Annotated in this window: 11 protein-coding genes; 9 read left to right on the top strand and 2 right to left on the bottom strand. The window is 57.7% G+C overall.

The genetic code is table 11. The features are described from left to right. The first annotated feature begins 20 nt into the window (after positions 1 to 20). The 3 genes from JMJ95_RS04810 to JMJ95_RS04800 are packed head-to-tail and all read left to right on the top strand — an operon-like array spanning position 21 to position 1,681. A complete protein-coding gene (locus JMJ95_RS04810) occupies positions 21 to 518 on the top strand; it encodes an O-acetyl-ADP-ribose deacetylase (RefSeq protein ID WP_290683193.1) in 498 nt (165 codons plus the stop codon). A 26-nt stretch (positions 519 to 544) separates the two neighbouring features. Next, complete coding sequence (locus JMJ95_RS04805) at positions 545 to 1,099, top strand: peptide deformylase (protein ID WP_290683191.1); 555 nt, start codon at positions 545 to 547, stop codon at positions 1,097 to 1,099. A gap of 21 nt (positions 1,100 to 1,120) precedes the next feature. Further along, a complete protein-coding gene (locus tag JMJ95_RS04800; protein ID WP_367153755.1) occupies positions 1,121 to 1,681 on the top strand; it encodes a hemerythrin domain-containing protein in 561 nt (186 codons plus the stop codon). A 414-nt stretch (positions 1,682 to 2,095) separates the two neighbouring features. Here JMJ95_RS04800 and JMJ95_RS04795 read toward each other — a convergent pair whose 3' ends face one another. Then, complete coding sequence (locus JMJ95_RS04795) at positions 2,096 to 3,208, bottom strand: Xaa-Pro peptidase family protein (protein WP_290683189.1); 1,113 nt, start codon at positions 3,206 to 3,208, stop codon at positions 2,096 to 2,098. A gap of 390 nt (positions 3,209 to 3,598) precedes the next feature. Between JMJ95_RS04795 and JMJ95_RS04790 the strand changes: the two genes are divergently transcribed. The 4 genes from JMJ95_RS04790 to JMJ95_RS04775 all read left to right on the top strand — a co-directional run bounded on the left by JMJ95_RS04790 (position 3,599) and on the right by JMJ95_RS04775 (position 8,893). Beyond that, complete coding sequence (locus tag JMJ95_RS04790; protein ID WP_290683187.1) at positions 3,599 to 4,714, top strand: DUF3798 domain-containing protein; 1,116 nt, start codon at positions 3,599 to 3,601, stop codon at positions 4,712 to 4,714. Positions 4,715 to 4,918: 204 nt separating this feature from the next. Further along, positions 4,919 to 6,535: a sugar ABC transporter ATP-binding protein gene (locus JMJ95_RS04785; protein ID WP_290683185.1), complete on the top strand. Its 1,617-nt coding sequence runs from the start codon at positions 4,919 to 4,921 to the stop codon at positions 6,533 to 6,535. Next, positions 6,528 to 7,604 carry an ABC transporter permease gene (locus tag JMJ95_RS04780; RefSeq protein WP_367153754.1) on the top strand — a complete coding sequence of 359 codons (1,077 nt, stop codon included), beginning with the start codon at positions 6,528 to 6,530 and terminating at the stop codon, positions 7,602 to 7,604. Before JMJ95_RS04785 ends, JMJ95_RS04780 begins: the two co-directional genes overlap by 8 nt. After that, a complete protein-coding gene (locus JMJ95_RS04775) occupies positions 7,604 to 8,893 on the top strand; it encodes an ABC transporter permease (RefSeq protein WP_290683183.1) in 1,290 nt (429 codons plus the stop codon). Before JMJ95_RS04780 ends, JMJ95_RS04775 begins: the two co-directional genes overlap by 1 nt. 283 nt (positions 8,894 to 9,176) lie before the next feature. On the opposite strand, the gene corA is transcribed toward JMJ95_RS04775, so the two are convergent. Next, complete coding sequence (gene corA / locus JMJ95_RS04770) at positions 9,177 to 10,259, bottom strand: magnesium/cobalt transporter CorA (protein ID WP_290683181.1); 1,083 nt, start codon at positions 10,257 to 10,259, stop codon at positions 9,177 to 9,179. A gap of 499 nt (positions 10,260 to 10,758) precedes the next feature. On the opposite strand from corA, the gene JMJ95_RS04765 reads away from it, so the two are divergent. Next, positions 10,759 to 10,998 (top strand): hypothetical protein, encoded by a 240-nt coding sequence (locus JMJ95_RS04765; protein WP_290683179.1) that lies wholly within the window; start codon positions 10,759 to 10,761, stop codon positions 10,996 to 10,998. A gap of 38 nt (positions 10,999 to 11,036) precedes the next feature. After that, positions 11,037 to 11,804, top strand: a complete 768-nt coding sequence (gene ygiD, locus JMJ95_RS04760; protein ID WP_290683177.1) for a 4,5-DOPA dioxygenase extradiol — start codon at positions 11,037 to 11,039, stop codon at positions 11,802 to 11,804. Positions 11,805 to 11,957 lie beyond the last annotated feature (153 nt).

Here is an 11,957-nt window from a genome sequence, read left to right as displayed (position 1 = left end):
TTTCAGGGAGGGTGATTGAAATGCTGTCAGTTGTGAAAGCGGACATAACGACCCTTATGGTGGACGCTGTCGTCAACGCCGCCAACAATTCCCTGCTCGGCGGCGGGGGAGTGGACGGGGCCATCCACCGCGCAGCGGGACCGGAGCTTCTGGAGGAGTGCAGAAAGCTCGGCGGGTGCGCCACAGGAGACGCTAAAATCACAAAAGGATATCGGCTCCCGGCGAAGTATGTCATACACACCGTGGGACCGGTGTGGCGCGGAGGCGACCGGGGCGAGGCAGAACTTCTCGCATCGTGCTACAGGCGTTCGCTGGAACTGGCATCAGGGGCGGGGGTGAAGTCCATCGCTTTTCCCTCCATCAGCACCGGCGTCTACGGCTACCCGGTGGAACAGGCCGCCCGGATCGCCGTGTCCACCGTGCGGGATGAAATCGTCAAATACCCGGGGATCGAAGAAGTTCTTTTCTGCTGCTTCTCCGAAAGGGACCGAACGATCTACGAAAAACTGCTGGCGTAAATTTTTGCTATTTTGGAGGCGTGATGATGAAAAGACCGGTCCTGATACTCGGCGATCCCCTTCTGCGGCGGAAATGCGCCGCCGTGGAGGATTTTTCCGATTCCCTGCTGAAAGAGGAGATGGAGGATCTCAAGGAGGCCCTGGAGCTCTTCCGGAAGGAGCACGGCTTCGGCAGGGGCATCGCTGCTCCCCAGATCGGCATTTCGAAGCGGCTCATCGCCCTGAACCTGGGGAAGGGTCCCTTCGTGATAGCCAACCCGGAGATCATTTCAAGAAGCCCGGAAACCTTCACACTCTGGGATGACTGCATGTCCTTCCCGGACCTGATGGTGCGGGTGCGGCGGCACCGGTCCGTCAGCATACGGTACCGGGACGAAAAGGGCGCCCTGCAGGAATGGACGAACATAGGTCAGGCAGAATCGGAGCTGCTGCAGCACGAAATGGACCACCTGGACGGCGTGCTTGCCGTTGACAGGGCCATCGGGACGGGAGATATTGTCTACACGGCGGAGTACCGGAAGCACCGAGAGTTCTACGACGGCCAATGCGACTATTCCATTGTCCCCACCATAGAGAGCTGAGTCCTCTCTTCGGAGGTTTCTATTCTGACCCGCGAAAGGAAAGAGCTGAGGAACGAGCACAGAGGCATTGAGGTCATGCCGGACATCCTGGACGGTGCGGCAGAGAAGCTGAGAGACGGAGAGCCTGCGGATTTAGGCCATCTCGACGGGATGACGGAATTCCTCTCCGTCTTTGCCGACACGTGCCATCACGGCAAGGAGGAGGAATTTCTCTTTCCGGGTCTCGAGGCCGCGGGCATCCCAAACGATGGAGGTCCCATCGGCGTAATGCTCAGCGAACACCGGAAAGGGCTGGAGTGCATCGCCGGCATGAAGCGGGGCATCGAGGCCATGAAGGCCGGCGACAGGGAAGGAATCACCCTGTTTGCGGAGAATGCAGGCGAATATACGGCCCTGCTCCGGCAGCACATCCAGAAGGAGGACAATGTCCTCCTCGTCATGGCCGAACAACGCCTCGACGCCGCGAAGGACGAAGAACTCTTCCGGGAGTTTGAAAAACTCGAAGAGGAGCGGATCGGCAAGGGAAAGCACGAAGAATTCCACGCCCTTCTGGACCGCCTGCGGGAGACCTACACCGGCTGAAGCCGGACGGGAGATACCGGGGAAAACCGGAGCTCTTCTTCGGGCAAAGAGTTCTCCTATTCTGAAATGACAATACACTTCCCCTTGCTCCGATGACGGCAGGTGCTTCCGGCTGAAATCAGGGGAAGTGCAGTGATGGATGTTCATCTGAAGACGGACGAGGTCGAGGAACTGAAAAGTCTCACGGTGGGGCGGACGGGGTGCGTCACGGACTACGCCAGGGAGATGTTTTTGGAAGGCATGTCTTATCACAATGCGCCAGGCCGGCGGGTACCTGCACCCGGAGGAAAAGTGACGGCTGTGCCGGAAAAACGGAAGTCCCGGGGCGTTTGGAAACGCCCCGGGACTTTTTTAGTATCTTTGCCGCCGGTTCAAACCGGCATCTTTGCCCTGGAGGGACAGGCCGGCGGCCCTTTATCCCCGGATGCATACCGAGTCCAGGTCCCTCGGGAAATGGTTCAGCGCTTCGCCTGTTCCGTCGGCCCTGACCGCCACGATGTTTTCGATCCTGACCCCGAACTTGCCCGGCAGGTAGATGCCCGGCTCCACGCTGAAGACGTTCCCCGGTTCCAGCGGCTTGTCGTTGCCCTCGATCATGTAGGGTGATTCGTGGACCGCCAGGCCTATCCCGTGACCGACCCGGTTGAAGAAGTACTCGCCGTACCCCGCATCGATGATGACCTGCCGCGCCGCCCTGTCCACGTCCTGTCCCGTGGCGCCGGGCTTCACGGCTGCTTCTCCCGCCGCCTGGGCCTGCCTGACGATCTCGTACACTTTCTTCTGCTCCTCGGTGGGTGTGCCCGTGAAGAAGGTCCGGGTGGTGTCGGAACAGTAGGATTTGTACCGTCCGCCGAGGTCGATGATGATCACGTCGTTTTCTTCGATGACCCTTTGGTCGCCGCCGTAATGGGGCATGGAGCCGTTGGGGCCTCCGGCCACGATGGGAGCGAAGGAAATTTCGTTGGAACCTGCTTCCTCGAAAAACTCGGGAATCTTTTTCGCGATCTGCCGTTCCGTCATGCCCGGCCGGATGAAATCCCGCAGCTTGCCGACTACCTCGTCCACAATGCGGGACGCCTCCCGCATGACGGCCAGCTCATCCTCGTCCTTGCGGGAGCGGAGAGGATCGAGGATGCCTGCCCCATTGCACATCTGGAGGTCCATGGCATCCCGGACGGCGAGCATGTCCACTGCCCTGACGCCGTCATTGAAGGCGATCTTCCCCCCGACGATGCCCAGGTGTTCGCAGCCCCGTCTGAACGCGCCGGTAAAGCCCTCGTGGTCGTTCCATTCGGCATAGAAGGGGACGTCGCCGAAGGCGTTGACCATTTCCTCCCTGTAGAGCAGCGGTGTCATGGCGAAGCAGCGGCCATCCTTCGACACCATCAGCCCCCTGACCCTCTCGTCGGGGTGGGTGTCCAGCCCGCCGATGTACTCCAGGTCCGCTGAAGGGCCGAGGTAAACGGCGTCGAGCCCCAGCTTCTTCAATTCCGCTGCCAGCAGTTCCACTCTTTTCCGATTGATCATTTATTTCCCCCCGTAGTGGTGTTTTTTTGCGGCGCACACCAATCCTTTCCCGCGGCAGGAACTGTCCGGGGAACGGCTGCTGTTTCATGCGGGATGTATTTTTTTCCGCCCCCATCATAATACTTCTTTTGTTCATAATCCACAGAGAGCCCATGCCCGAGGAGGAAAAGAGCGCGGCAGACATATGCCAAATTATAGATCGGCCTATATTGCATACCATAAATTATGCCCAAACCTTTCATATTTCGACACACATATAAACTGTGGTATATTTTTGGTGCGGTTCCATTAGGATTGACTTAAAAATCTGTCAGGAATATTATTGCACCGGCACCATTTTTTCCGCCGGAGCCGCAGGTCAATTTTTTTAATCGAAGGGGAGGGAATTAAATGAAGAAGGTTTTTGGTGTTCTGCTGGTTGCCGCCATGGTCTTCAGTCTTGCCGCACCGGTCCTTGCCGGTCCCGGGAAGGTCGCGATCGTGACCAACACCGTATCGCAGAACGAGGAAGAGTACCGCTCCGCCCAGGAGATGGTCGCAAAGTACGGCGACAGGATCGTCCACGTGACGTGGCCCGACAATTTCATGGCGGAGCAGGAGCAGATGGTCAGCGTCGTCGCCAAGCTCGCCTACGACCAGGATGTGAAGGCACTGGTCATCAACCAGGCCGTACCCGGAACGAACGCGGCGGTGGACAAGCTGCTCGAGACGCGGGACGATGTCTTTATCGTCTACAGCACTCCCCAGGAGAATCCTCCCGATGTGGCGTCCAGAGCCCAGCTCATCCTGCAGCCCGACGAACTGGCCATGGGCAACGCCATTCCGGTCCAGGCGAAGAAGCTCGGTGCGAAGGTCTTTGTTCACTATTCATTCCCCCGCCACATGTCCCAGGTGCTTCTTTCCTCCCGCAGGGAGCTCATGAAGAAGAAGTGTGCCGAGATCGGCCTCGAGTTCGTTGACGCCACGGCTCCGGACCCCACCGGCGACTCCGGCCTTCCCGGCGCCCAGCAGTTCATCCTCGAGGACGTGCCGAAGATGGTGGCGAAATACGGCAAGGATACGGCGTTCTTCTCCACGAACTGCGCCATGCAGATCCCCCTTATCAAGGCCGTCGTCGATACAGGCGCCATCTATCCCCAGCCCTGCTGCCCGTCGCCCTACCACGGGTTCCCCACGGCTCTCGGCATCGAGTCCGACAGCTCCAAGCCCGGTGACCTCCAGCACGTTATCGATGAGACCCGGCGGATCCTGAAGGAAAAGGGCATGTCAGGCAGGCTTTCCACGTGGCCGGTGCCCGTCGCTATGATGTCCACCGTGGCCTCCACGGAGTATGCCTTCAAGGTCATGGCAGGCGAGGTTCCCTTCGACAAGATCGACATAAAGGTCCTGGAGCAGTGCATGGCCGATTACGCCAAGGTCACAGTTTCCGCGACCCCCTACGTTGACGAAGCGGGCAAGAAGTACGACAACTACCTGTTCGTCCTGATGGACTTCCTGACCTACTAGGGCAAAAGAGGCTGTACGAGGTTGATTTTTTGAACAAAAAACGGCATCACGAGCGGTGTCCGGGGACGAATGGATCCTTCAGCGAAGCAGGGGTTTTCGGCGAACAGCTTCAGTGCCGGGAAACCCCTGCCGGGGTTGAATCCGTTCGCCCCCGCTTATTTTTGCAGCCTTCATCCCGATTTTTGATGTACAGGGGGTAATGCGTTGAGCGACAGCCTTCTCCAGTTCAGGAACATATCCAAGAGCTACTACGGAAACAGCGTTCTGACGAACATCAGTTTCGACGTAAAAAAAGGGGAAATTCACGCCCTCATCGGAGAGAACGGCGCCGGAAAGTCCACCCTGATGAACATCCTCTTCGGCATGCCCGTCATCACGAGCACCGGCGGCTATGAGGGCGATGTCCTGATAGACGGAGAGAAAATCAGCTTCAAGTCGCCCCACCAGGCCATGTACGCCGGGATAGGCATGGTCCACCAGGAGTTCATGCTCATCCCGGGCTACTCGATCACTGAAAACATCAAGATCAACAGGGAAATCACCACCCCGAACCCCGTCTCCCGGATCTTCGGGAAACGGCTTGAAACCCTCGATATGGCGTCCATGAACGCCGACGCCCGCAAGGCCCTGGACAGCCTCGACATGGGAATTGACGAATACATCCTGGTGGCGGGGCTCCCCGTAGGGCACATGCAGTTCGTGGAAATAGCCCGGGAGATCGACAAAAAGGGCATCAAGATCCTCGTCTTCGACGAGCCCACCGCGGTGCTCACCGAGACGGAGGCCCGGAATCTTCTCGCGGCCGTCAAACGCCTGGCCGCGAAAGGCATCGGCATTGTCTTTATCAGTCACAGGCTCGACGAAATCATCAATGTTGCCGACAGGGTCACCATCCTCCGGGACGGAGAACTCGTCGCCACCAAGAATATCGAAGACACGAGCGCCGTGGAGATCGCCGCCCTGATGATCGGGCGCAAGGTGGCCATCGACCGGGTTCAGTCCAAGGGGCGGAAGGTTTCCGACGAGGTTATCCTCCGTATACGGAACCTGCATGTGGGCATGCCGGGAGAGATGGTCCGGGGCATCGACCTCGATATCCGGAAGGGAGAAATCGTCGGTATCGGAGGTCTTGCCGGGCAGGGAAAGCTCGGCATAGCCAACGGCATCATGGGAACCTATCCGGCCAGGGGTGAGGTGGTTTTCAACGGCAAGCCCATGACCTTGGGCGATCCCCATGCCGCCATCGCCTCGGGCATCGGTTTCGTCAGCGAGGACAGAAAGGGCGTCGGCCTCCTGCTGAACGAGTCAATTGAACTGAACATCGCCTTCACCGCAATGCAGGTGGGGAACCGGTTCCTCAAGAAGGCGGGCCCCTTCCGCTTCCAGGACGACGCCGGGATTCGAAAACATGCCCTGAATATGATCAAAGACCTCGACATCCGCTGCGAATCCCCCCTGCAGCACGCGGGCAGCCTGAGCGGCGGCAACCAGCAGAAAGTCTGCGTTGCCCGGGCTCTCACCCAGGATCCCGTGTTTCTTTTCGTCTCGGAGCCCACGCGGGGTATCGACATAGGAGCAAAGAAGCTGATCCTCGACCTGCTTCTTAAACTCAACGAGGAGAAGGGAATGACCATCGTCATGACCTCGTCCGAACTGGCGGAGCTGCGGAGCATCTGCGACAGGATCGTCATCGTCTGCGAGGGCAAAGTGGAAGGCGTGCTGCCTCCGGATGCTTCCGATGCGGACTTCGGCCTGATGATGTCCGGCAGCAGGGGCCTGAAAGCGGAAGAAACACCCGAAAGGAGTGCCCATCATGGCTGAGATGAACGGGAACGGCAACAACCATCTGCGGACTTCCGGGAGCCTGTTTGGGGATATCGGCCTCCCAACGGTGATCATCGCCGTCTTCTGGGTACTCACTCTGGTTGCCGGCCATTTCGTGGGGATCTCCATGTCCACCCTCGTCAGCGACACCATCAAGCGGGCCGGGATGAACGGCATCCTCGTCCTCGCCATGGTGCCGGCCATCCAGTCGGGCACGGGACCGAACTTCGCCCTTCCCATCGGGATCGTCTGCGGGCTCCTGGGGCTCGTCACGTCCATTGAAATGGACATGACGGGGATGGCGTGGCTCCTGACATCCTTCGCCCTCGCGATTCCCCTGGCGGCCGCGGTGGGCTACGGCTACGGCAAGCTGATGAACGCCGTCAAGGGCTCGGAGATGACCATCGCCACCTATACCGGCTTCTCCATCGTGGCCCTGATGTGCCTGGCGTGGCTCATGATCCCTTTCCGCAACCCGAAAATGGGCTGGTTCATCGGCAGGGGTCTTCGGGAGACCATCCAGCTCGACGCTGTTGGCGGAGCCCAGATCCTCAACAAATTTCTCCTGTTCACCGTCGGTGACGTGATCGTTCCCACGGGACTTCTTCTCACCTTCGCCTTCTTCGCCTTCCTCGTCCGGCTCTTCTTCAGGTCGAAGCTCGGAATCGCCATTTCCGCCGGGGGAATCAACCCGAAATTCGCCCAGGCTGCGGGCCTGAACATCGACCGGAACCGGATCCTGGCAAACGTGGTTTCCACCATTCTCGGTGCCATAGGCATCATCGTCTACTCCCAGAGCTACGGGTACGCCCAGCTCTACACGGCGCCCCTGATGATGGCCTTCCCCGCCGTGGCGGCAATCCTCATCGGAGGAGCCACGGCCTCCCGGGCGAAGGTTTCTCACGTTGTCATCGGCGTCGTCCTCTTTCAGGGACTCCTCACCACGGCCCTTCCGGTGGCCAACGAAATCTTCGTCGGCACTGACCTGTCGGAAATCATGCGGATGATCATCCAGAACGGAATCATACTTTATGCCCTGACCCAGGTAAAAAGAGGTGTGCAGTAATGGACGGACTCAACAGGAACTCGAACGGCGCCGGCTCCTGGATTCTTGAAAACCTGGTGACCATCATCTTCGTGGCCTTTACCCTTTTCGGCTTCATGGTCTCCAGTGGGGTATCCGTGGGCTACTTTTTCTCAGAGCTTTCCAGCAGGGTCTTCCGAAACTCCTTCCTCGTCCTCTCTCTTATCATCCCGGTCCTTGCGGGCCTCGGCCTCAACTTCGGCATCGTCATCGGCGCCATGTCCGGCCAGGTGGCCATCGCCATAGCCCGATACTTCGAAATGGGGGGCATATCGGGCCTTCTGTTCTGCTTCGCCACGGCCATGGTGGTTGCGGCTCTCTGCGGTTACTTCACCGGGAGACTCTACAACAAAACCCGGGGGCAGGAGATGATCGCCAGCCTCATTGTCGGATTCTTCGCCAACGGCATCTACCAGTTCCTCTTTCTCTTCGTCGTCGGCGTGATCATTGCCGTTCCCGCAACCCACCCCATGATCAAGCCTGACGGAGTCGGCATACGGATGACCGTGGACCTTGTCCCGGTCAAGCAGGGCGGCCTTAAATACGCCCTGGACAACATCTACCAGGTCCCCTTCGTCCACGCGATCCTTGCGGTGGCCATTGGACTGTTCCTGCTGATTGTGGTCCGTTACTGGCTCAACATACGGAAAGGCCGCTCGTACCTGAACAGCCGGTCGTCTCTCATCGTCAACGGGGGCCTGTGCCTCGCCCTTGCGGGGGTGGCGATCCACGCCATGGTGACGAAATCCGAGCTCATGATGGTCCGCAAGGTTCCCGTGGTGACTGGGCTTCTGATCATCGGCCTCTGCGTTTTCACGGTGCTCATCATGAAGACCAAGCTGGGCCAGGATTTCCGGTCGGTGGGGCAGAGTCAGCACACGGCGGAAGTTTCGGGGATCAACGTGGACAGGACGAGGATCATCGCCACCATGATCTCCACCGTGCTCGCCTCCTGGGGGCAGATCATCTACCTGCAGAACATGGGCACCCTGAACACCTACAACGCCCACACCCAGATCGGCATGTTCTCCGTGGCGGCCCTTCTCGTGGGCGGCGCCTCCACCTCGAAGGCCGGCATAACCCACGCCATCTTCGGGACCATCCTCTTCAACGCCATGTTCATCATGTCGCCGGAGATCGGCCAGTCCCTCTTCGGCCAGGCCCTACTGGGCGAATACTTCAGGACCTTCATGGTCTACGGCGTCATCGGCGTGGCCCTCGGCATCCACGTCTGGAAGGCCAACAAGAAGAGCCGGATCGTGGTAGAATAGCCCACTCTGCACCATAGGGAAACAGCTCCCCCCGCCTTTTCTTGCCGAAAAAGGCGGGGGGCGTTTTTTGTACCGTTCATTTTACTGATTTCTGCCGGATATTTACGCAGGGAAACCGCCGGGAAGGACGAAAAGGCCCGCATCCTGAATGTTTCTGAAGCCCGACGCCGGTGGCGGTGCGGATACCTCGTCTTTACGCTCTTTGCCGCACTCCGGGACAAGCGGCACCTTCCTGATGCTGCCCCTGTGCGTGGCGGCGATTATTGCGGATTTTCCCCGCCCTTCAAAACCATTTCCTTCGTTTGAAAAAGAAAAGCAGGCTGAAGGCTACCATGAGCATGACAGCCCAGGCCAGGTAGTAGCCGAAGGGCCATTTCAGCTCGGGCATGTGTTCGAAGTTCATGCCGTACACTCCGGCGATGAACGTCATGGGGATGAAGATCGTGGAAATGATGGTGAGCACTTTCATGATTTCGTTCATGCGGTTGCTGACGCTGGACAAATAGGTGTCGTGAATGCCGCCCAGAATGTCCCGAAACGTCTCCACCATGTCGATGACCTGGATGATGTGGTCGTACAGATCCCGCAGAAAGACCCTGGTTTCCGGCCGGATCAGGACAGTTTCACTCTTTTCCAGTGCGCCGACCTCTTCGCGAAGCGGCCATACGGCCTTGCGGAAACTCAGAATTTCCAGTTTCAGATGGTGCACATCCTGAATATCCCCCGGTTCTGGGTGGGCCAGGATACGGTCGTCCATGTTCTCGATCCGGTCCCCGATACGCTCCAGGGCCAGAAAATAATTATCCACGGCAGCGTCCATGAGAGCATAGGCCAGAAAATCCGCTTTCATCGAACGGATTCTGCCCTTTGCGTTCCTGATCCGCTCCCGCACAGAGTCAAACACGTCTCCTTCGTGCTCCTGAAAGGAAATGACATAGTTCTCTCCAAAAATCAGGCTGACGTGTTCAATTTCGAGCCTGTCTGCTCCTTCATCGTAGACCATCATTTTCAGAACGGCATAGACATAGTTCGGGAATTCTTCAACTTTCGGCCGCTGGGAGGTGTTGACGATATCTTCCAGCGTCAGCGGGTGAATGTCGAAGTGTTTCCCCAGCGACTCTATCAGCGCGACGTTATGGATGCCGTTGACATTGATCCACGTCACCCCGGGGGCTGCGGAGCAGTCCCGGCATTGATCCGGAGAGACATCGCCCATTTCACTGAGCGTCGATACATCATACCGGATGATGTCGATGCGGGCATTCTCCACCTGTTGTTCTCCTATGAAAATCATGGTGCCGGGCGACATGCCTGCCTTGGATCCATATCCGGCGTGTTTCCTTCGTTCGCTTCTTTTCGAGGACATTTTTTCTCTTTTCACCTCTTCTTTTTAATCGGTCCACTGACGGAGACAAACCGGTTTTCGTCCCCCCGTTCGGACCGGCTGTTTCGGGAGAGTGAAACAGCGTTCGGTGGTACTCCTGGGGCTATGATACGTTTCAGGCGGCCAGTAATCAATTTTTTTTCGAAAACCGCTCCTACCGTCAGGGCAGAAAACCATTGAAACGATGGATCGGGCAAAGAAGAAGTGCGGCTGCCCGCAGCTTTTTTCACCTCTCGCCTTTTTTGCCTTCCGTGCAAGGTCCAAAATGCCCGTGACGGCGGTACCATGTTTCAGCTCTGCCAAAAGGAGGGAATCACGCCATGAAACCAAGAATCAACATGATCACTCTCGGTGTTCGGGATCTCGAGTGAGCGGTAAAATTCTACGGGAAGGGACTTGGCTTCTCCCGGATGGAAATGCCGCCGAAAGTTGCCTTTTCATCATCCACGGCGCGTGGCCGAGCCTGTACCCTCGGGAGGCGTTGGCTGAAGACGCCCAGGTTTCACCTGAGGGCAGCGGTTTTGAAGCCTTCACCCTGGCCCGCAACGTTCAGTCCGAGGCGCAAGTGGACGAAGGCATGGCACAGGCTGTCCGGTCCGGCGCAACGGTGGCGAAGCAGCCGGAAAAGGTGTTCCTGGGCTCTACAGCGGATATTTCAAGGACCCGGGGGCCATTTTACACCCCCCATTTCCGGATCCGCCCCAGTGATGACCAGACGTAAAAAAAGGAATTGCTGTTTTGAATGAAAGGAGGCCCGTTATGGCTATTCTGAATCCTGTCTTCATCGGACATGGTTCCCCGGAAAATGCGATTGCGGATAACAGGTATTCCCGATTCCTCAGCGCCTATGCGAAAAAAATCCCGAAGCCTGAGGCCGTTGTCGTCATTTCAGCCCACTGGCAGACCAGGGGGACGTTCATTACGAGCGGCGGAAACCCCCAGCAGATTTATGATTTCTGGGGCTTTCCGGACGAGCTGTACAGGCTCGAATATGCGCCCGACGGTTCCCCTGAAATCGCAGCCATGATCGCAAACGCAGGGCTGGGGGTATCAGAAGACCCGGAGCGCGGGATTGACCATGCCGCATGGGCGGTGATCAGGCATATGTATCCGGAGAAAGACGTTCCCGTGCTGGAGATGAGCCTCGACGTCAACAAAACTGAAGAAGAGCATTATGAAATGGGGAAGAGGCTGGCGAAACTCGGTCGGAACGGGATATTGTTCATGGGAAGCGGGAATATGGTTCATAATTTACGAAACATCAGCTTTGACCAAAACCAGAAGCCGTTCCCATGGGCGATGAAAGCCGACCTCTGGCTGAAGGAAGCGATAGAGAGCCATGAGATTGAGAAGCTCATTTATTACAGGGAGAAAATGCCCGACTACAGAATGTCCATTCCGACGGACGAACATTTCCTCCCGCTGCTCTATATCATGGGAATGAGGGCAGAGGGGCAAAGAGCCGGGACAATATTCGAAGAGATACAGAACGGCAGTATTTCCATGAGATGCATAGAGATCGGATGACAGACGCCGGATGCGAGAAAATCCGGGGATACCTTGGGACCCGTAAGGAATTAACCTGAACCGTCTTAACAAAGGTACCCCCGATGTATACGATAACTTCTGGGTGATGTAATTTAACGTTGCGATTGAATCCGCCGCTCCGGATAGGCGACA

Origin of the sequence: Aminivibrio sp., assembly GCF_016756745.1 — a bacterium.
Classification (GTDB): Bacteria; Synergistota; Synergistia; order Synergistales; family Aminobacteriaceae; genus Aminivibrio.
Note: the sequence above shows the minus strand (reverse complement) of the source record. Positions and strands in the feature narration are given on the sequence as shown.

Bases quoted from the DNA above. Each gene is read 5' to 3' on its own strand.
- JMJ95_RS04810 (WP_290683193.1), top strand. From the start codon at position 21: ATGCTGTCAGTTGTGAAAGCGGACATAACGACCCTTATGGTGGACGCT.
- JMJ95_RS04805 (WP_290683191.1), top strand. From the start codon at position 545: ATGAAAAGACCGGTCCTGATACTCGGCGATCCCCTTCTGCGGCGGAAA.
- JMJ95_RS04795 (WP_290683189.1), bottom strand. From the start codon at position 3,208: ATGATCAATCGGAAAAGAGTGGAACTGCTGGCAGCGGAATTGAAGAAG.
- JMJ95_RS04790 (WP_290683187.1), top strand. From the start codon at position 3,599: ATGAAGAAGGTTTTTGGTGTTCTGCTGGTTGCCGCCATGGTCTTCAGT.
- JMJ95_RS04780 (WP_367153754.1), top strand. From the start codon at position 6,528: ATGGCTGAGATGAACGGGAACGGCAACAACCATCTGCGGACTTCCGGG.
- JMJ95_RS04775 (WP_290683183.1), top strand. From the start codon at position 7,604: ATGGACGGACTCAACAGGAACTCGAACGGCGCCGGCTCCTGGATTCTT.
- corA (WP_290683181.1), bottom strand. From the start codon at position 10,259: ATGTCCTCGAAAAGAAGCGAACGAAGGAAACACGCCGGATATGGATCC.
- ygiD (WP_290683177.1), top strand. From the start codon at position 11,037: ATGGCTATTCTGAATCCTGTCTTCATCGGACATGGTTCCCCGGAAAAT.